This window comes from Oerskovia sp. NPDC057915, assembly GCF_042887685.1.
Taxonomy (GTDB): domain Bacteria; phylum Actinomycetota; class Actinomycetes; order Actinomycetales; family Cellulomonadaceae; genus Oerskovia.
This window is the reverse complement of record NZ_JBHVOS010000011.1, coordinates 86,656-106,484: the sequence shown is the minus strand read 5'-3', so window position 1 is coordinate 106,484 and position 19,829 is coordinate 86,656. Positions and strand designations below refer to the sequence as shown.

At 71.7% G+C, this 19,829-nt stretch carries 16 protein-coding genes; all 16 read right to left on the bottom strand.

All coding sequences use genetic code 11. The features are described 5' to 3' along the window. Positions 1–365 precede the first annotated feature (365 nt). Positions 366–1,388: a polyprenyl synthetase family protein gene (locus ACFVQ3_RS09475; RefSeq protein WP_387637924.1), complete on the bottom strand. Its 1,023-nt coding sequence runs from the start codon at positions 1,386–1,388 to the stop codon at positions 366–368. Beyond that, positions 1,385–3,220 (bottom strand): NADH-quinone oxidoreductase subunit NuoN, encoded by a 1,836-nt coding sequence (gene nuoN / locus ACFVQ3_RS09470; protein WP_387637921.1) that lies wholly within the window; start codon positions 3,218–3,220, stop codon positions 1,385–1,387. The genes ACFVQ3_RS09475 and nuoN overlap by 4 nt, the downstream gene beginning before the upstream one ends. Beyond that, a complete protein-coding gene (locus ACFVQ3_RS09465; RefSeq protein WP_387637919.1) occupies positions 3,217–4,782 on the bottom strand; it encodes an NADH-quinone oxidoreductase subunit M in 1,566 nt (521 codons plus the stop codon). The genes nuoN and ACFVQ3_RS09465 overlap by 4 nt, the downstream gene beginning before the upstream one ends. A gap of 7 nt (positions 4,783–4,789) precedes the next feature. Further along, positions 4,790–6,829, bottom strand: a complete 2,040-nt coding sequence (gene nuoL / locus ACFVQ3_RS09460) for an NADH-quinone oxidoreductase subunit L (RefSeq protein ID WP_387637916.1) — start codon at positions 6,827–6,829, stop codon at positions 4,790–4,792. Positions 6,830–6,839: 10 nt separating this feature from the next. After that, positions 6,840–7,139: an NADH-quinone oxidoreductase subunit NuoK gene (gene nuoK / locus ACFVQ3_RS09455; RefSeq protein ID WP_138825647.1), complete on the bottom strand. Its 300-nt coding sequence runs from the start codon at positions 7,137–7,139 to the stop codon at positions 6,840–6,842. A gap of 1 nt (position 7,140) precedes the next feature. After that, a complete protein-coding gene (locus ACFVQ3_RS09450; protein ID WP_387637914.1) occupies positions 7,141–8,106 on the bottom strand; it encodes an NADH-quinone oxidoreductase subunit J in 966 nt (321 codons plus the stop codon). Further along, positions 8,103–8,771, bottom strand: coding sequence for an NADH-quinone oxidoreductase subunit NuoI (gene nuoI / locus ACFVQ3_RS09445; RefSeq protein WP_051703076.1), 669 nt, complete (start codon positions 8,769–8,771; stop codon positions 8,103–8,105). Before nuoI ends, ACFVQ3_RS09450 begins: the two co-directional genes overlap by 4 nt. Next, positions 8,764–10,209 (bottom strand): NADH-quinone oxidoreductase subunit NuoH, encoded by a 1,446-nt coding sequence (nuoH, locus tag ACFVQ3_RS09440; protein WP_387637910.1) that lies wholly within the window; start codon positions 10,207–10,209, stop codon positions 8,764–8,766. The genes nuoI and nuoH overlap by 8 nt, the downstream gene beginning before the upstream one ends. After that, entirely contained in the window at positions 10,206–12,959 is a 2,754-nt protein-coding gene (locus ACFVQ3_RS09435) for an NADH-quinone oxidoreductase subunit G (RefSeq protein ID WP_387637907.1), read from the bottom strand. The genes nuoH and ACFVQ3_RS09435 overlap by 4 nt, the downstream gene beginning before the upstream one ends. After that, on the bottom strand, positions 12,959–14,293 hold the full coding sequence (gene nuoF, locus ACFVQ3_RS09430; protein ID WP_387637976.1) for an NADH-quinone oxidoreductase subunit NuoF: 1,335 nt from the start codon (positions 14,291–14,293) through the stop codon (positions 12,959–12,961). The genes ACFVQ3_RS09435 and nuoF overlap by 1 nt, the downstream gene beginning before the upstream one ends. Before the next feature lie 11 nt (positions 14,294–14,304). Continuing rightward, a complete protein-coding gene (gene nuoE / locus ACFVQ3_RS09425) occupies positions 14,305–15,144 on the bottom strand; it encodes an NADH-quinone oxidoreductase subunit NuoE (RefSeq protein WP_387637904.1) in 840 nt (279 codons plus the stop codon). After that, positions 15,141–16,490 carry an NADH-quinone oxidoreductase subunit D gene (locus ACFVQ3_RS09420; RefSeq protein WP_387637901.1) on the bottom strand — a complete coding sequence of 450 codons (1,350 nt, stop codon included), beginning with the start codon at positions 16,488–16,490 and terminating at the stop codon, positions 15,141–15,143. The genes nuoE and ACFVQ3_RS09420 overlap by 4 nt, the downstream gene beginning before the upstream one ends. Further along, on the bottom strand, positions 16,487–17,209 hold the full coding sequence (locus ACFVQ3_RS09415; protein ID WP_387637974.1) for an NADH-quinone oxidoreductase subunit C: 723 nt from the start codon (positions 17,207–17,209) through the stop codon (positions 16,487–16,489). The genes ACFVQ3_RS09420 and ACFVQ3_RS09415 overlap by 4 nt, the downstream gene beginning before the upstream one ends. Positions 17,210–17,280: 71 nt before the next feature. Beyond that, complete coding sequence (locus ACFVQ3_RS09410; RefSeq protein WP_138825659.1) at positions 17,281–17,832, bottom strand: NADH-quinone oxidoreductase subunit B family protein; 552 nt, start codon at positions 17,830–17,832, stop codon at positions 17,281–17,283. A 25-nt stretch (positions 17,833–17,857) separates the two neighbouring features. Next, a complete protein-coding gene (locus ACFVQ3_RS09405) occupies positions 17,858–18,220 on the bottom strand; it encodes an NADH-quinone oxidoreductase subunit A (protein WP_030152013.1) in 363 nt (120 codons plus the stop codon). A gap of 151 nt (positions 18,221–18,371) precedes the next feature. Continuing rightward, positions 18,372–19,673 carry a geranylgeranyl reductase family protein gene (locus tag ACFVQ3_RS09400; RefSeq protein WP_387637897.1) on the bottom strand — a complete coding sequence of 434 codons (1,302 nt, stop codon included), beginning with the start codon at positions 19,671–19,673 and terminating at the stop codon, positions 18,372–18,374. Positions 19,674–19,829: the final 156 nt, after the last annotated feature.

Genomic DNA, 19,829 nt, shown 5'->3' with positions numbered 1-19,829 from the left:
CCCTCCTGCCAGGTGCCCCTACCTGTCGCGGGTGAAAGGATAGCGGCACGCGCGGGCAGCTCTGTCATCCACTGGATGGAGAGAACTCCCCATCCCTCTACTGACAGTAGACAGCGCGGGAGTATCGCTGCAGGCCGCGGTGCACGTCGCGACGTCTCGGCCCTCCGGTCGAGCAGGGCCGGGACGTCGCACCACGTCCACGGGCCGAGACGCCCGGGCGCTGCTCCGGGCACCGCCGGACGGTACCGCCGCGCGCCTCCCACGAGCCACCGCGCGCACAGCACGAGACGTGCGGAGGGCGGTGCACCGGACCCGTGGGTCCTGCGCACCGCCCTCCGGTGTGTCTCGTGCCCCGACGATGCGGGTCAGGCCGCGCGGTCCGCCAGCGCCTGGGCGAACGCGACCAGCGCTTCCTTGACCGGGCCGGCCGGCAGCGGCTCGAGCTCGTCGATCGCTGCGCGCGCCCACCCGACGGCGAGCGCCCTCGTCTCGCCGAGGACCTCGTGCGCCCGCAGGGCCGCGACCGCGGAGGCCAGCTCCTCGTCCCCCGAGAGGTCCGAGTCGAGGAGGTCGACCAGGGCCGCGTCGGCCGCCGTGCCCGACCCTGCCGCGACACGGGCGCGCAGCAGCAGCGCCGGCATGGTCGGCACCTTCTCGCGGAGGTCCGTGCCCGGGGTCTTGCCGGACTCGGCCCCCGACGACGCGAGGTCGAGCACGTCGTCGGCGAGCTGGAAGGCGACGCCGAGCTTCTCGCCGTACTCGGCGACGATCTCGACGACGGCCTGGTCGCACCCGCCGAACATCGCGCCGAGACGGGCCGAGGTCGCCAGCAGCGACGCGGTCTTGTCCGCGAGGACGCCCAGGTAGTGCTCGACGGGATCGTCGGACGCCGAGGGGCCCGTCGTCTCGTGGAGCTGGCCGAGGCACAGGCGCTCGAAGGTGCGTGCCTGGATGAGCACGGCCTCGGGCCCCAGCGCCGCGACCGTCGACGCGGCACGCGCGAAGAGCAGGTCGCCGATGAGGATCGCGACGGAGTTGCCCCACACGGCGTGCGCCGACGGAGCACCGCGGCGCACGGGCGCGGAGTCCATGACGTCGTCGTGGTAGAGCGAGGCCAGGTGGGTGAGCTCGACGACGACGGCCGCCTCCACCACCTCGGGCCTGGCACCGTCGCCCAGCTCCGCGCACAGCAGCGCGAGGAGCGGGCGCAGGCGCTTGCCGCCGGCGTTGACGAGGTGGCGGGACGCGGAGTCCGCGAGCCCGTCGGAGTGCGCGACGGCGTCGCTCAGCCTCGCCTCGACTGTCGTGAGGCGTGCGGTGAGCGTCGCGGCGAGCTCCGGATCGGTCAGGGGGATCGCCGTCGTGGAGACGGGTGGCACAGTGGTCACGGTCTGAACTTAGCCGCCTCGAAGGCCAGATCGAGAACCGAGGAGGGCAAAACGCCGAGAAGGATGACGCCGATCACACAGATCGTGATGGCGATCGTCGTGAATCCCTCCGACCGGACGACCGTGACACGGCTCGCGAGCGCGGCCACGGCAGCCCCCCGTCCGCCCGTCGCTCCCGGCGTCCCTGCGACCGGTTCCCCGTCGGTGGACGGCGCGTCCGCCCCGGCCAGCGTGGCGGCCTCCGACGAGCCGTCCGTCGTCGCCCGCGGCGAAGGCGTGAAGAACATCAGCACGATGACCCGCACGTAGAAGAAGACCGCGACGGCCGAGGCCAGCACACCGATCAGGGCGAGCGGCCAGGCGCCCACCGCGACCGCCGACTGGAAGGCCGTGAACTTCGCGATGAAGCCCGCCGTGAGCGGGATCCCGGCCATCGACAGCAGGAAGAGCGCGAACGCGCCCGCGAGCCACGGGCTCCGCTTGCCCAGCCCGGCCCACTCCGTGAGGTGCGTGGCCTCCCCCAGGACGACTCCGCCGTCGGGCGACTCGCCGGAGGGCCCGGCGGGCCCGCCCGTCCCGGCCCCCGGCACCGCACCGACCGTCGCGAGCTCCGCCTCGGCAGGGACCACGACGGGCTGCGGGGCACGCTCGCGCACGAGCGTCACGACCGCGAACGCGCCCACGGTCGCCAGACCGTACGCCAGGAGGTAGAACAGCAGCGCCCGGACCCCGAACCCGCTCAGCTCCCCGAACCCGACGAGCGCCACGACCAGGAAGCCCGCGTGCGCGATCGACGAGTACGCGAGCAGTCGCTTCATGTCGGTCTGGATCACACCGATCACGGTGCCGACGATCATCGTGAGGATCGCGACGACCCACAGCGCGACCACGAGCTTCTCCTGGAGGTCGGGCGGCAGCGCCGAGCCGACGACGTACAGCACCCGCAGGAGCGCCCCGAAGGCCGCGGCCTTGGTACAGGCCGCCATGAAGCCCGTGACGGGCGTGGGGGCCCCCTGGTAGACGTCAGGCGTCCAGGAGTGGAAGGGGGCGGCGCCCACCTTGAACAGGAGCCCCGTGAGCACCATGACGAGGCCGAGCAGCACGAGGCCCGTCATCCCGTCGAGGCCGCCACCCTCCAGGAGCGCGCCACGCACGTCCGCGAGCCGCACCGAACCGGCGAAGCCGTACACGAGCGCCACGCCGAAGATGAAGATCGCCGACGCGAAGGCACCCAGGAGGAAGTACTTGAAGGACGCCTCCTGCGACAGGAGCCGACGGCGCCGCGCGAGCGCCGTGAGCACGTACAGCGGGAGCGAGAGCACCTCGAGCGCGACGAACATCGTCAGCAGGTCGCCCGTCGCGGGGAAGATCATCATGCCGCCGACCGCGAAGAGCACGAGCGGGAACACCTCGGTCTGCTCGAGGCCGCGGCGGCGCGCCAGGTCCTCGTACGCCGATCCCGGCACGGCCGCGGCCGTGGGCGCGAACGCGTCCTGCTTGGTCGAGGTGCGGTCCGCGATCACGAGCGTCGCCAGGAGCGCGAGGACCACCACGATCCCCTGCACCGCGAGCCCGAACGGGTCGACCACGAGCGCACCGCCCAGGACCCGCACGCCGTTCTGCGCGAGCACGTCGGGCCAGAGCAGGACGATCGAGGTGAGCGCCCCGGCGAGCGCGGCGAGCGCGAGCACGACCTGCACGACGCGGCGGGCACGGTCGGGCACGAAGGCCTCGACGAGCACCCCGACGACACCGGCGCCCAGGACGACGAGGACCGGGACCAGGTAGGCCCACTCGATCACGGGGGCCACGAAGGCGGCTGCGGGGGTCACGAGTCGCTCCCTTCAACGCTGAGGAGATCAGGGGTGGTGGGCGGGTTCTCGAGCCCCACGGCCGTCATGGTCGCGTCCGCCGGCTCGCGGACCAGGTCGAGCGCGGGAGCCGGGTAGAAGCCCAGGACGAGCAGGGCCACGACGAGGGGCGCGACGACCCACTTCTCGCGCGCACCGAGGTCCGGGGTCCCCACGAGGTCGTGCGGGGCCTTGCCCGTGAAGACCTTCTGGTAGGTCAGCAGGACGTACAGGGCTGCGAGGACGACACCGAGGACGGCCACGAGAGCTGCCGGGTGGCTGCGGGAGAACGTCCCCACGAGCACCATGATCTCCGAGACGAACGTCGACAGGCCGGGCAGGGACAGCGCCGACAGGCCCGCCACGAGGAACGTCCCCGCGAGGACCGGCGTGACCCGCTGGAGCCCGCCGTAGTCGGCCAGACGCTGCGAGCGCGCCGGGTGCCGCGCGACGAGGAACCCGGCGAGCAGGAACAGCGCCCCCGTCGAGATCCCGTGGTTGAACATGTAGAACGAGGCCCCGGAGACGCTCAGCGACGTGAACGAGAAGATCCCGAGGACGATGAAGCCGAAGTGCGACACCGACGTGTACGCGATGAGCCGCATGATGTCGCTCTGGCCGATCGCCATGAGCGCGCCGTACAGGATCGAGACGACCGCGAGCACCACGACCACCGGCGCGGCCCACCGGCTCGCGTTCGGGAAGAGCGGCAGGCACAGGGTCAGCATGCCGAACGTGCCCACCTTGTCCAGGACACCCACGAGGAGCGTCGAGGTGCCCGCGGGGGCGTGCTCGGCGGCGTCGGGCAGCCAGGTGTGGACCGGGAAGAGCGGCGCCTTGATCGCGAAGGCCAGGAAGAAGCCCAGGAAGAGCAGCCTCTCGGTGCTCACCGCCAGCGGGTTCGCGGCGAGGTGGTCGACCAGGTTCTGCGTCAGGAAGCCCTGCTCGCCGCCCGGACCGTTGAGGTACAGCGCGATGACCGCGACGAGCATGACGAGCCCGCCCGCGAGCGAGAAGAGCAGGAACTTCACGGCCGCGTAGCGCCTCTGCGCCCCGCCCCCGAAACCGCCGATCATGAAGTAGACCGGGATCAGCATGGCCTCGAACAGCACGTAGAAGAAGAACACGTCGCGGGCCACGAAGACCGCGACCATGAACGCCTCGAGCAGCAGCACGAGCCCCAGGTAGTGGCGGAGCTTGGCGAGGTCGCCGTCCTGCTCGCGCCACGCCGCCAGGATCACGAGCGGGACCAGCAGGACCGCGAGCCCGACCAGCAGGAGCGCGACGCCGTCGGCCCCCACCGCGTAGCTCACGCCGAGCTGCGGGATCCACGCGTGCGTCTCGGTGAGTTGGTACGTGCCCGCGTCCGAAATGTCGAACGCGCTGATCGCCAGGCCCAGGAGCACGAGCTCGGCGAGGCCGAACACGACGGCGACGGTCCGCAGGTGCCTGCGCGCCGACGTGGCGCCCAGCCCCCAGACGGCGGCCGCACCGACGAGCGGCAGGACGATCAGGAGTGTCAGCCAGGGAATCTCGGTGGTCATCGGTCCCTCAGCTCCCTGTTCCGGTGGTCACGGCGAGGACCACCGCGACGATCACGATCAGGCCGGCGAGCATCGTCGCCGCGTACGACCTGACGAATCCGTTCTGCATGCCGCGCAACTTCTCCCCTGTCGCGCCGACGAGGCCGGCAAGACCCATCCAGCCGCCGTCGACCATCTGCCGGTCCCCGTAGACGAGGGACCGCGTGAGGTACTGCCCGGGCCGCATGAACACGGCCTCGTTGACCTGGTCCTGGTAGAGGTCCTTGCGGGCCGCGCGGGTCAGGACCGAACCGTGCGGCGGGACGATCGGGACACGGGACGCCGCGAACTGGCGCCAGGCCAGGAGCACGCCCAGCAGGACGAGGACCAGGGTCAGCGTGATGAGCGACCACACCGGCAGCACCGGTTCGGCGTGCTCCGCGTGGCCCGTGACGGGCGAGAGCCAGTCGACGAACACGTTGCCGATCGCGAGCAGCCCGCCCAGGGCCACCGAGCCGACCGCGAGGACGATCATGGGTGCCGTCATGAGCGCGGGCGACTCGTGCGGGTGCTGCACCGGACCGTCGGTCGAGAGCGGCCCCGTAGGGCTGCCCGACCCGTCGTTCCAGCGCTTGTGCCCGTGGAAGGTCATGAAGAACAGGCGCGACATGTAGAACGCCGTGATGCCCGCTCCGATCAGCGCCACGCCGCCGAAGACCCACGCGCGCCACTCCTGCCCGTCGACCGGCACGAACGCCGCCTCGATGATCTTGTCCTTCGACCAGAACCCCGAGAAGGGCGGGATCCCGAGGATCGCGAGCCAGCCGAGGCCGAACGTGATCCACGTGACCTTCATGTACCTCGAGAGCGCACCGAAGCGCCGCATGTCGACCCCGTCGTCCATGCCGTGCATGACCGAGCCCGCACCGAGGAACATCCCGGCCTTGAAGAAGCCGTGCGTCACGAGGTGGAAGATCGCGAACGCGTACCCGATGGGCCCCAGCCCGGCCGCGAGCATCATGTAGCCGATCTGCGACATGGTCGAGGCGGCCAGGACCTTCTTGATGTCGTCCTTGGCGCAGCCGACGATCGCCCCGAACAGGAGCGTGACCGCACCGACGAGGACCACGACGAGCTGCGCCGTCGGGGCCCCCTCGAAGACGGGCGCCGAGCGGACGACCAGGTAGACACCCGCAGTCACCATGGTGGCCGCGTGGATGAGCGCCGAGACGGGCGTGGGGCCCGCCATGGCGTCACCGAGCCAGGCCTGCAGCGGGAACTGCGCCGACTTGCCGCACGCGGCGACCAGGAGCGCGAGGGCGATCGCGGTCAGCAGCGCCGTGCCCGCCTCCGGGGCGTCGGCGAAGACCGTCGCGAAGTCGACCGCGCCGAAGCCCGCGAACATGAGCATGAGCGCCACGATCAGGCCGAGGTCGCCCACGCGGTTCATGATGAACGCCTTCTTGGCGGCCACGGCGTTGGCCCGCTCGTGGTTCCAGAACCCGATGAGCAGGTACGAGGCCAGGCCCACGCCCTCCCAGCCGACGAACAGCACGAGGTAGGAGTCCGCGAGGACCAGGACCAGCATGGCCGCGACGAACAGGTTGAGGTACGCGAAGAACCGGCGCTTGTCCGTGTCGTGCTCCATGTACGCGACCGCGTAGACGTGGATGAGCGTGCCCACGAACGTCACCAGCAGCACGAACGTCATGGACAGCGGGTCGAGCCGCAGGCCCACACCCACGTCGAGGCCGCCGGCCGCGATCCAGTCGAAGAGCCGGTGGTCGACCACCCGCTCGTCGGCGGGCAGGCCCAGCATCGAGAAGAACACGACCAGCGCGACGACGAACGCGCCGCCCGACATGAGCACCCCGAACCACGCGCCCCAGCGGTCGCTGCGCCGCCCCGCGAGCAGCAGGATCGCGGCCCCCAGCAGCGGCAGCAGGATCAGCAGCGGGCCGAGCAGGAACGGCCCCGGCACGACCGTCGAGGCCGGGACGATCTCCTGGGTCGGCAGCGCGGCCGGCAGGGCGTGCGCGAGGGCAGGAAGCAGAGTCACCGTTGGCATGCCTGCCCTCTCAGTTCTTCAGCAGGTTGACGTCGTCGACCGAGGCCGAGCGGCGGGTACGGAAGATGGCCACGATGATCGCGAGCCCCACGACGACCTCGGCCGCCGCCACCACCATCACGAAGAAGGCGATGACCTGGCCGTGGAGGTCCCCGTGCATGCGGGCGAACGTCACGAACGTCAGGTTGGTGGCGTTGAGCATGAGCTCGATGCCCATGAAGACGATGATCGCGTTGCGTCGCAGCAGCACGGTCGTCGCGCCGATCGCGAAGAGGATCGCGGCGAGCACCAGGTAGTTGGTCAGCTCCATGTCAGCTCTCCTTCCCGTGCTCGGCGGTCGGCCCGGTCGCCGGTCCGGTCGCTGGTCCGCTCGTCGGTCCGCTCGCCCCGGAGGTCGTGTCGGTCGGGAAGCCTCCCGGCTCTGCGGGCACCGTCGACCCGCCCGACAGGTCCGCGGCGGCCTCCTCGTCGGTGGCGGCCGACAGCTCGGGGAAGCGCCTGCTCACGAGCTCGGGCTCGTGCTCGGCGAGCACGGCCCGCTCCTTGGCGAGGATGCGGCCCGCGGAACGCTCCTGCCCGCGGATGCGCAGGATGCGCGAGACGGAGTGCTCGATCGGCCGCCCCTGCGGGTCGAGCGCGGGGGTGTCCATCGCGTTGTTCTGCGCGTAGACGCCCGGCGCCGGCAGCGGGGTCAGGAGCCCGCCCTCGGCGAGCGCCGCGACCTTGGCGTCGGAGATCTGCCGCTGCCCGACGCGCGGCACCAGCCGGCGCCGGTGCGTCAGGACGAGCGCCGCGATGGCCGCGGTCACGAGCAGGATGCCGACGACCTCGAGCGCGAACACGTAGTCGGCGAACAGGATGCGGGCGAGCGCGACGGGGTTGGACTCGGCGTTGGCCGCCGTGAGCCCCACCGAGGGTGGGAACGTCGCCTGCGCGACGACCCCGACGAGCACCGAGCCGAGGCCCAGCCCGAGCAGCACACCGATGAAGCGCTGGCCGCGGATCGTCTCGACGAGCGAGTCCGACGCGTCGACGCCCACGAGCATGAGCACGAACAGGAACAGCATCATGACGGCGCCCGTGTAGACGACGATCTGCACGACGCCCAGGAACGCAGCCTCCTGCGCGATGTAGAGGATCGCGAGGCTGATCATGACGAACACGACGCAGATCGCGGCGTGCACGGCCTTGCGCGCGAACAGCAGCCCGAGCGCGGCCAGCACCATGAGCGGGGCGAGGACCCAGAACAGGACGACCTCTCCCCCGCTGACGGTCACCGGACCACCTTGCGGACCTCGGGGCGGCGAGCCGCTGCAGGGTCCTCGACGGGCGGCAGGGTCGGGTCGTCGGGCCGGTGCTCACGCACCCAGTCGATCTGCTCGGGCACGGGCCCGGTCACCTCTCCCCGGTAGTAGTCGGTGTCGGTCGTCCCGGGCACCATGGGGTGCGGGGCGGCGAGCATTCCCTCGCGCAGCGGCGCGAGGAGGTCTTCCTTCTCCCAGATCAGCCCTTCACGGGTCGGTCCGGTGAGCTCGTACTCGTTGGTCATCGTGAGCGCCCGGGTGGGGCACGCCTCAATGCACAGGCCGCAGAAGATGCAGCGCAGGTAGTTGATCTGGTAGACGCTGCCGTAGCGCTCGCCGGGCGAGCGGTGCGCGCCGTCGGGGAGGGCGGAGTTGTCCGCGCCCTCGACGTAGATCGCGTCCGCGGGGCACGCCCAGGCGCACAGCTCGCACCCGATGCACTTCTCGAGGCCGTCCTCGTACCGGTTGAGCTGGTGGCGACCGTGGTAGCGGGGCTTGGTCGGCACCTTCTCGAACGGGTACTGCTCGGTCACGGTCGGCTTGAACATCGAGGAGAACGTGACCCCGAAGCCAGCGACGGGCGCGAGCAGACCGCCGAGCCCCTTCCTCTGGGGGATCAACGACTCGTAGTCAGCCACGGGGGACCTCCTCGTCCTGGGCGTCGGGAGCTGCGGGGCCGCCGCCGGGTGGCGGGCTTCCCTCGGGGACCAGGCGCCGGGCCCGGCGCGAGGCGCTGGGCAGGGACTGGCCGGGCAGCGGCGGGACGGGGAATCCGCCCGCGAAGGCGTCGAAGGGCTCGGGCGAGGCGGTGGTCGCCTTGCGGTAGGGGCCCGACGGCGTCGCTCCCCCGGCCGCACCGGGTTCCCCTCCGGGTTCCTTGCGCGCGGGCCACAGGAAGATCGCGACGATCGCGACGGCGCACAGGCCGCCGGCGACGACGAGGATCGTGCGGTTGTCGACGTCGCCGAAGCGGATCATGCCCTGGACGACCGCGAGCACGACGATCCAGGCGAGCGCGGCCGGGATGAGGATCTTCCAGCCGAACTTCATGAACTGGTCGTAGCGCAGGCGCAGGAGCGTGCCACGGACCCACACGAACACGAACATGAACGCCCAGACCTTGGCGAGGAACCAGAGGATGGGCCACCAGCCCTCGTTGAACATGCCGTCGTTGATCGCGGACAGCGGCCAGGGGGCGCGCCACCCGCCCAGGAAGAGCGTGGTCGCCACGGCCGAGACGTTGATCATGTTGATGTACTCGGCGAGGAAGAACCACGCGAACTTCATGGACGAGTACTCGGTCATGTAGCCCGAGACGAGCTCGCCCTCGGCCTCCGGGAGGTCGAACGGCAGGCGGTTGGTCTCGCCGATCATCGCGATGATGTAGATGACGAAGCTCGGGATGAGGATGAGCGCCCACCAGACCCTGGTCTGGGAGTCCACGATCTCGGAGGTCGACATCGAGCCGGCCATGATGAAGACGCTCACCAGGGCCAGGCCCATCGCGAGCTCGTAGCTGATGACCTGGGCCGTCGAGCGGACCGCGCCGAGCAGCGGGTAGGTGGAGCCCGACGACCAGCCACCGAGGACGATCCCGTACACGCCCACCGAGGCGCACGCCAGGATGTAGAGCACCGCGACGGGGAAGTCGGTGAGCTGTGCGGGTGTCGAGTAGTCGGTGAACGGGATCGTGACGTTCGGCCCGAACGGGATGACCGCGAACGTCAGCAGCGAGCAGAACACCGCGATCATGGGCGCCAGGATGTACACGAACTTGTCCGCCGCGGAGACCGTGAGGTCCTCCTTGAGCAGCAGCTTCATGGCGTCCGCGAGCGATTGCAGCAGGCCGAAGGGACCGTGCACGTTGGGTCCGGGGCGGACCTGCATGCGGGCCACGACCTTGCGCTCGAACCAGATCGCGATGAGCACGCTCGTGAGCAGGAACACGATGATGAGCACGGCCTTGACCAGGTAGGTCCAGCCGTTGTCCTGCGAGAAGTCGGCCTTGATCCCGGGCACGCCCGGGGTCTCGGAGACCAGTACCGCCCCGGAGACCAGGTTCAGCAGGCCTGTCATGATGCTCCCCCGTCGGTGCGCTGGGTGGGTGCTGCGGACTCTGCGGCCCGTGCGACGGACGCGGACCCGGCGGCGGGCTCGATGCGGACGAGCGCCCCTGGGGCGACGCCGAGGTCACGGTAGACCTTCGACCCCTGCGAGCCGAGCGGGAGCCACACGACGTGCTCGACCATGTCGGTGATCACGACCGGCAGCTCGATCGACCCGCGGTCGGTCGAGACGCGCACGACGTCGCCCTCGAAGAGGTCGGCCGCGGCGGCGGTCGTCGCGGACAGCCGGGCGACGGGTCGCTTGGCGGTGCCGGCGAGGAACCGCTCGCCGTCCTGCCCGCGTCCTGCGTCGAGCAGCAGGCGCCACCCCGCGAGCACCGCGGTGCCCGGTGCGACGGCGGGCGGCTCGGCGGCGGCCTCGGCAGGCGCTGCCGAGCGCTCCCCGTCCCACGTGCCGAGCTGGTCGATCTCGTCCCGGACCTCGCCGAGCGTCCGGGTGCCGAGCGCGACACCCGCCGCGTCGGCGAGCGCGTCGAGGACACGGTGGTCGGGCATCGCGGTCGTGGCGAGCGCGGCCTCGAAGGTCCGCACCCGGCCCTCCCAGCTCACGAACGCCCCGGCCTTCTCGACCGGCGGCGCCACGGGCAGGACCACGTCCGCGAGCTCTGTGACGTCCGACGCGCGGACCTCGAGCGACACGACGAACCCGGCGGCGCCCAGCGCCCGGCGGGCGTGGTCGGGGTCGGGGAGGTCGTCGGTGTGCAGACCGCCGACGAGCACGCCGTCGAGCTGGCCCACGGACAGGGCGTCGAGGATGCCGCCCGTGTCACGACCGGGCGCCTCGGGGAGGTGCTCGACGCCCCAGGCGACGGACACGTCGACCCGCGCTGCGGCGTCGGGCACGGGGCGTCCGCCCGGGAGGAGCCCCGGCAGCGTCCCTGCCTCGACCGCGCCGCGCTCCCCCGCCCGGCGAGGGATCCACGCGAGGCGAGCCCCGGTGCCCTCGGCGAGGCGCACCAGCGCCGAGTAGCCGCCGGGCACCCCGGCGAGGCGCTCGCCCACGAGGATCACGGCGCCGGGCTGCGCGAGCGCGTCCCGCAGCGCCGCGACCTCGGCGGGCTCGTCGACCGACTCGGGGACGTCGGGGCCCACGGCGCCGTCGTGGCCGAACAGCGTCTGCGCGCCCGAGGCGAGCACGGTGAGCCACTCGGCCTCCGTACCCGGGGCCGCCCGCAGGAGCGTGCCGTCGAGGCGCTGCACGCCCCGGCTCGCGAAGGGGGCGAGGGAGAAGACCCGCAGGCCACGCTTCTGGACGCCCTTGCGCAGGCGCAGGAACGTGACGCCCGCCTCCTCCTCGGCCTCGAGGGCCACGAGGAGCACCGCAGGGGCCTTCTCGAGCTCCTCGAACGTCACGCCCAGGCCCGTGCCCGCGACGCGGTGGGCCAGGAACTCGGCCTCCTCGGCCGAGTGCACGCGAGCGCGGTGGTCGACGTCGTTGGTGCCCAGGACGACCCGGGCGAACTTGCCGTACGCGTAGGCGTCCTCGACGGTCAGGCGACCGCCGGGGAGCACCCCGACGCCGCCCGCCGCGCGAGCCTGCGCCAGGCCGTCGGCCGCGACCTCGAGGGCCTCGGCCCAGCTCGCGGGACGCAGCTCGCCGCGCGTGACCCGGCCCTGCGCGTCGACCTCGCGGTCGCGCACGAGCGGGTGGGCCAGGCGGTCCGGTGCGTCCTGCCAGTGGAACGCGAAGCGGTCCTTGTCGGTGATCCACTCCTCGTTGACCAGCGGGTCCTCGCCCGACAGGCGCCGCAGCACGACGCCGCGACGGTGGTCGACGCGGATCGCGGACCCGCACGCGTCGTGCTCGCCCACGCCCGGGGTCGAGACCAGGTCGAAGGGCCGCGACCGGAAGCGGTACGCGGCACCCGTCAGCGCACCCACCGGGCAGATCTGCACGGTGTTGCCGCTGAAGTAGGACGCGAAGGGCCTCCCCGACTCGTCCTCGAGGGCGGCCCCGACGGGGGCCTCGAACCCGGCCTGCGCACCGTAGGGCAGGGCCCCCGCGGGGGCGGCCTGCTCGGTCTCGCCGTCGGCGAAGCCCAGGACGTTCGCGTCGTAGCGGCCGATCTGCTGCTGCGCGCCGCGCTTCTGCAGGTCGATGAACGCATCGCCCGCGATCTCCGCGGAGAACCGCGTGCAGCGCTGGCACAGGACGCAGCGCTCGCGGTCGAGCAGGATCTCGGTCGAGATCGCGATGGGCTTGGGGAAGGTGCGCTTGACGTCGACGAAGCGGCTCGTCGCGCGCCCGTTGCTCATGGCCTGGTTCTGCAGGGGGCACTCGCCGCCCTTGTCGCACACCGGGCAGTCGAGCGGGTGGTTGATGAGCAGGAGCTCCATGACGCCGTGCTGCGCCTTGTCGGCGACCGCGGACGTGTGCTGCGTCTTGACGACCATGCCGGGCGTGGCCTCGAGCGTGCACGAGGCCTGCGGCTTGGGCATGGGGCGGACGTTGCCCTCGCGGTCGGGGGTCGCGACCTCGACGAGGCACTGGCGGCACGCACCCGCGGGGGCGAGCAGCGGGTGGTCGCAGAACCGCGGGATCTGGATGCCGACCTGCTCGGCGGCGCGGATGACCAGGGTGCCCTTGGGCACGGCCATCTCGATGCCGTCGATCGTGAACGACACGTCGTCGGGGCGGGCGGGGGGCTTCGCGCCTCCCGCCGCGACCGCGCTCGACGGGCCGGGCGTCGTGGTCGTCATCAGTGCGCTCCTGCTGTCAGGGCCTGCGGGGCACGCCGGGGCGTGTAGTCGAACAGGGCCGCGGCCGACGGGTCGAACGGGCAGCCGCGCCCGGTGATGTGCGCCTCGAACTCCTCGCGGAACAGCGCGATGCTGCTCGTGACGGGCGAGGTGGCGCCGTCCCCGAGCGCGCAGAACGCGCGGCCGAGGATGTTGTCGCACGTGTCGAGCAGGACGTCGAGGTCGCCCTCGGTGCCGGTACCCGTCTCGATGCGGCGCAGGATCTGCTTGAGCCAGTAGGTCCCCTCGCGGCACGGCGTGCACTTGCCGCACGACTCGTGCGCGTAGAAGTCCATCCACCGGCTCACGGCCCGCACGACGCACGTGGTCTCGTCGAAGATCTGCAGCGCTCGCGTGCCCAGCATCGAGCCCGCCGCGGCGACCGACTCGTAGTCGAGCGGGGTGTCGAGGTGCGCGTCGGTGAACAGGGGCGTCGAGGACCCGCCGGGCGTCCAGAACTTCAGGCGGTTGCCGCCGCGGATCCCGCCGGCCATGTCGAGGAGCTCGCGCAGCGTGATGCCGAGCGGCGCCTCGTACTGGCCCGGGCGCACCACGTGGCCCGACAGCGAGAAGAGCCCGTGGCCCGCCGAGCGCTCGGTGCCCATGCTCTTGAACCAGTCGGCGCCCTCGGTGACGATCGCCGGGACGCTCGCGACCGACTCGACGTTGTTGACCACCGTGGGCCGCGCGTACAGGCCCGCGACCGCGGGGAACGGGGGCTTGAGGCGCGGCTGGCCGCGCAGGCCCTCGAGCGAGTCGAGCAGCGCGGTCTCCTCGCCGCAGATGTACGCGCCCGCACCGGCGTGGACCGTGACGTCGAGGTCGAAGCCCGAGCCCTGGATGTCCTTGCCCAGGTACCCGGCCGCGTAGGCCTCCTCGACCGCCCGCAGCAGGCGGCGGTACACGTGCAGGACCTCGCCGCGCACGTAGATGAACGCGTGGTCGCACCCGATCGCGTAGGACGTGATGGCCACGCCCTCGATCAGGAGCTGGGGGCTCGCGAGCATGAGCGGGATGTCCTTGCACGTGCCCGGCTCGGACTCGTCGGCGTTGACGACGAGGTAGCGGGGGCCGCCGTCGGGCGCGGGCAGGAAGCCCCACTTCATGCCCGTGGGGAACCCGGCGCCGCCCCGGCCGCGCAGGCCCGAGTCCTTGACGACCTGCACGACGTCCGCGGGCGGCTGCGCGAGGGCCTTCGCGAGGCCCTTCCAGCCGCCGCCGGCGACGTAGGTGTCGAGGGTCCAGGAGCGGTCCGCGTCCCAGGTCTCGCTGAGGATCGGGGTCAGCGGGTCGATCGTCTGCTCGCTCACGGCTGCTTCCCCTTCGAGGCGTCGGGAGTGTCGCCCGTGGCGTCGGCGGGCGTGGTGGGCTTGCGCTCGGCGCTGGACTGCTCCTGCCCGACGGCGGAGGCGCCCTCCGCGGCCGCCGCACCCGCGTCCGTGCCCGACCCGTCGGCCTGCTCCGGGGCCGCACCGCCGGGGGCGGTCCAGTCGTGCTCGCGGGCCAGGCGGAGCCCCGCGAGCGTGGGGCCACCGGCCCCGACGCCCTCGTCGGCGCGGCCGTCGGAGAACCCGGCGAGCACGCGGCTCATCTGCTTGAACGAGCACACCGAGGCCGCGCCGCGCGTGGGGGCGACGTCCTCGCCCGCGCGGAGGCGGTCGGCGAGCTGCGTGGCCCCGGCGGGGGTCTGGTTGTCGAAGAACTCCCAGTTGACCATCACGACGGGTGCGTAGTCGCACGCCGCGTTGCACTCGACGCGCTCGAGGGTGATGGCACCGTCCTCGGTCGTCTCGTCGTGCCCGACGCCCAGGTGCTCCGAGAGCTCGTCGAAGATCTCGTCGCCGCCCATGATCGCGCACAGCGTGTTGGTGCACACGCCCACGGTGTAGGTGCCGTTGGGGTGGCGCTTGTACTGCGTGTAGAACGTCGCGACGGCCGACACCTCGGCGGCCGTGATGTCGAGCTGCTCGGCGCAGAACGCGATGCCGTCGCGCGAGACGTAGCCGTCCTCCGCCTGCACCAGGTGCAGCATGGGCAGCAGCGCCGACCTCTTCTCCGGGTACCGGGCGATGATCGCCGCGGTGTCCGTGGCGAGGCGCGCGTACGTCGCCTCGTCGTAACCGGACCTTCTGGCCTCGAGCGTCATCGGTCCACCCCTCCCAGCACAGGGTCGAGCGAGGCGACCGCGACGACGACGTCGGCGACCTGGCCGCCCTCGCACATCACGGCGACCGCCTGCAGGTTGTTGAACGAAGGATCACGGAAGTGGGCCCGGTAGGGGCGCGTGCCGCCGTCGGACACCAGGTGCACGCCCAGCTCGCCGCGCGGGTGCTCGACCGACTGGAACACCTGGCCGACGGGTACCCGGAAGCCCTCGGTGACCAGCTTGAAGTGGTGGATCAGGGCCTCCATCGAGGTGCCCATGATCTCGCGGATGTGGTCGAGCGAGTTGCCCTGGCCGTCCGCACCGACCGCGAGCTGCGCGGGCCAGGCGATCTTCTTGTCGGCGACCATGACGGGCTGGCCCGCCGTCGCCTCGAGGCGTTCGAGGCACTGCTCGACGATCCGCAGCGACTGGTAGCACTCCTCGAGCCGCAGCACGACCCGCGAGTAGCAGTCGGCCTCGTCCGAGGTGGGGACGTCGAAGTCGTACGTCTCGTAGCCGCAGTACGGGGCGGCCTTGCGCACGTCGTACGGCAGGCCCGTCGAGCGCAGCACCGGGCCCGTGATCGCGAGCGCCATGCAGCCCGAGAGGTTGAGGTGCCCGACTCCCTGGAGGCGCCCCTTGAAGATGGGGTTGGCGAGCATGAGGTCGCCGAGCTGACCGAGGTAGCCGCGGATCAGCGGGTCGGCCTTGCGGATCTGGGCCACGACGTCCGGCGGGACGTCCTGCGCCACGCCACCCGGGCGCACGTACGCGTGGTTCATGCGCAGCCCCGTGACGGCCTCGAAGACCCGCAGGATCTCCTCGCGTGCCGTGAAGGAGATGGTCATGACGGTCGTCGCGCCCATCTCGTTGCCGCCCGTGCCCAGGCACACCAGGTGGGACGCGATCCGGTTGAGCTCCATCATGAGGACGCGGATGATGCTCGCGCGCTCGGGCACGTCGTCCGTGATGCCGAGGAGCTTCTCGACCGCGAGGCAGTACGCCGTCTCCTGGAACAGGGGGGCGAGGTAGTCCATGCGGGTGCAGAACGTGACCCCCTGGGTCCACGTCCGGTACTCCATGTTCTTCTCGATGCCCGTGTGCAGGTAGCCGACGCCGCAGCGGGCCTCGGTGACCGTCTCGCCGTCGATCTCGAGCATGAGCCGCAGCACGCCGTGCGTGGACGGGTGCTGGGGGCCCATGTTGACGACGATGCGCTCCTCGCCGAGCTGCGTGGCCTCGGCGGCGATGTCCGCCCAGTCGCCGCCCGAGGCCTCGAAGCTGGGGACGCCCGGGTCGAAGTCCCCGTACGGCGCCTTCGTGGCGTGGGGGGTGGTGGTGCTCACGAGTACGACCTCCTCTGGTCCGGCGGGGGCACCGTGGCGCCCTTGTACTCGACCGGGATGCCGCCGAGCGGGTAGTCCTTGCGCTGCGGGTGGCCGGGCCAGTCGTCGGGCATCTCGATGCGGGCGAGGGCAGGGTGGCCGTCGAAGACGATCCCGAAGAAGTCCCACGTCTCGCGCTCGTGCCAGTCGTTGGACGGGTAGACCGACGTGCTCGACGGGACGTGCGGGTCCGCGTCCGGGACGGAGACCTCGAGACGCAGGCTGCGCCCGTGGGTCACCGACGTCAGGTGGTAGACGGCGTGCAGCTCGCGGCCCACGTCGTGCGGGTAGTGCACGCCGCTCACGCCCATGCTCAGCTCGAAGCGCAGGTCCTGCTCGTCGCGCAGCGCGCGGGCGACGGTCACGACGTGGTCGCGGCGCACGTGGAGGGTGAGCTCGGCGTGGCGTCCCGGGGGGTCCACCACGACCTGCTCGACCGCGTCCTCGAAGCGCACGCCGCCCTCGGCGAGAACCTCGGCCAGGACGTCGACGGCCTCGTCGAACCAGCCGCCGTAGGGGCGGGCGCTCGGTCCGGGCAGCACCACGGGCCGCACGAGCCCGCCGTACCCGGAGGTGTCGCCCGAGCCCTTGGCGCCGAACATGCCGGTGCGGACCTCGACGACCTCGAGCGGCTCGCGGCCGCCGGCCTCGGGTCCCGCCACGAGCTCGTCGCCGGGCACGTCGCCGTGGGCGACCTTCTCGCGGGACGCGTCGTCGGCCGGACGACCGCCCGGTCCGTCGTGGGTGCTCGTCACCGCAGCAGTCCCTTCATCTGGAAGGTCGGGGTCGCCTCGAGCGCCGCGGCCTCGGCGGCCTTGGCCGCCTCGCGCCGGTTCACGCCGAGCGGCTCGGCCTGGATCTGGTCGTGCAGCGCGAGGATCGCGTTGATGAGCATCTCCGGGCGCGGCGGGCAGCCGGGCAGGTAGATGTCCACCGGGACGATGTGGTCCACGCCCTGGACGATCGCGTAGTTGTTGAACATGCCGCCGCTCGACGCGCACACGCCCATCGACAGCACCCACTTGGGCTCGGACATCTGGTCGTAGACCTGGCGCACGACGGGCGCCATCTTCTGGCTCACGCGACCTGCGACGATCATCAGGTCGGCCTGCCGCGGCGAGGCACGGAAGACCTCCATGCCGAAGCGCGACAGGTCGTAGCGCGACGCGCCGGCCGCCATCATCTCGATGGCGCAGCACGCCAGGCCGAACGTCACCGGCCACAGCGACGCCTTGCGGAAGTACCCCGCGAGGTTCTCCACGCTCGTGAGCAAGAAGCCCGAGGGAGCTTCCTCGATCCCCATCTGCGTTCTCCCTAACTGGTTCCGGCTAGTCCCACTCGAACCCGCCACGGCGCCATTCGTAGACGAACGGCACCGTGATCAGGGCGAGGAAGCTCAGCATGGCGACGAGCCCGAAGGTGGCAAGGACCGTGAAGTCCACCGCCCACGGGTAGAGGAAGACCACCTCGATGTCGAAGATGATGAAGGTCATCGCGACGAGGTAGTACTTGATCGGGAAGCGCCCTCCGCCGACCGCGTGCGGAGTGGGCTCGATGCCGCACTCGTAGGCGTCGAGCTTGGCGCGGTTGTAGCGCTTGGGGCCGATCACGGCGCTCGCGGCGACTCCGCCGAGAGCGAGGACGGCGCCGATGCCCATCAGGACGAGGACGGGCACGTACGGGTTGGTCATCGGTCTGCTCTCCGGGGGGTGCGCGGGGGCGTGTCGAGAGTGCTGCCACCGGGCGACCGCGCGAAACCGCGGGGGCCCAGGTCCGAGGGGGATGACGGTGGTGACTGCAGGTACAGCGAGGACGGCGTCGTTGCCGTCGCACCGAGGACTCTCATGCCGATGGCACCACCCTCGTCAGGCCTGCGATGACCCGGTCGACGACGTCGCCACCACGGGGTTCGTAACAGTCGGACAGCAGCTTGAGGACGAAGCGCATGACGAGCGGACGAGGCAGCCCGTACTTCGTGCACAGCCGCATGATCTCGGGGTGCTCGATGAGCCGCACGAAGTACCGGCCGAGCGTGTAGTACCCGCCCAGGTCGCGCCGCATGATGTCGGGGTAGGTCGCGAGCGTGCGCTCACGGGCAGCGTCGGTGCTGCGGGCCCGGGACTGGGCGACGACGTCGGCGGCGACGCGCGCGGCCTGCATGGCGTACGCGATGCCCTCGCCGTTGAAGGGGCTGACCATGCCGCCCGAGTCACCCACGAGCACGACGCCGCGCGAGTAGAGCGGCTTGCGGTTGAAGCCCATGGGCAGCGCCGCGCCGCGCACGGGACCGAGCTGGTTCTCGGGCGTGAACTCCCACTCCGCGGGGGCGTTGGCCATCCACTTGGCGAACAGGTCCTTGTAGTCCACGTTCGCGGCGGACTGGCGGGCGGGGGTCGAGTTGACCGAGCCGAGGCCGACGTTCGCGGTGCCGTCGCCGAGGGCGAAGATCCAGCCGTAGCCCGGCAGCAGGTTCGACCTCCCGGCGGGCCCGTCCCACAGCTCGAGGTGCGACTCCATCCAGGCGTCGTCGTGACGCGGGGTCCTGAAGTAGGTGCGGACGGCGACCCCCATGGGCCGGTCCTGGCGCTTCTCGAGGCCGAGCGCGAGCGCGAAGCGGGACGAGACGCCGTCGGCCGCGATGACGACCGGGGCGCGCAGCTCGTACTCGTCGCCCGCGCGGCGACCGTTCTCGTCGAGGGGGCGTGCCGTGACGCCCACGACCCGACCGGTGCGCTCGTCGACGATCGGCCCGGTCACGTTGGTGCGTTCGAGGAGCTTGGCGCCCGTGCGCTGCGCGTGCTCGGCGAGGGTCTGGTCGAGGTTCATCCGGGAGCGGGCGAGGCCGTAGGAGGGGTACGCCTTGAGCTCGGGCCAGGGCAGCTCCCACTGGCGACCGCTCGCGACGACGCGCAGGCCCTTGTTGCGGATCCAGCCGTCCTCGGCGCGCGTGGGGACGCCCATGCGGACGAGCTCGCCCACGGCGCGCGGCGTGAGGCCGTCGCCGCAGATCTTGTCGCGCGGGAACGAGGCCTTCTCGAGGAGGAGGACGCTCAGTCCGGCAGCGGCGCAGTAGTGGGCCGCGGTCGCCCCGGCAGGGCCCGCGCCCACGACGATGACGTCCGCGTCGTCGGTCCGCTCACGCACGTTCTCACCTCGCTCGGCCTGGGGGCATGCCTCATGGAGACCCTTGTGAAGTCGCTCACAATGGACATCGTCACTCTAGCCACACATGCTCGCGAATGTGTAGCAAGGCAACCCTTCCTTGCTGCAACGAACAGCCTGGTCGCGGGGACGAGAGGG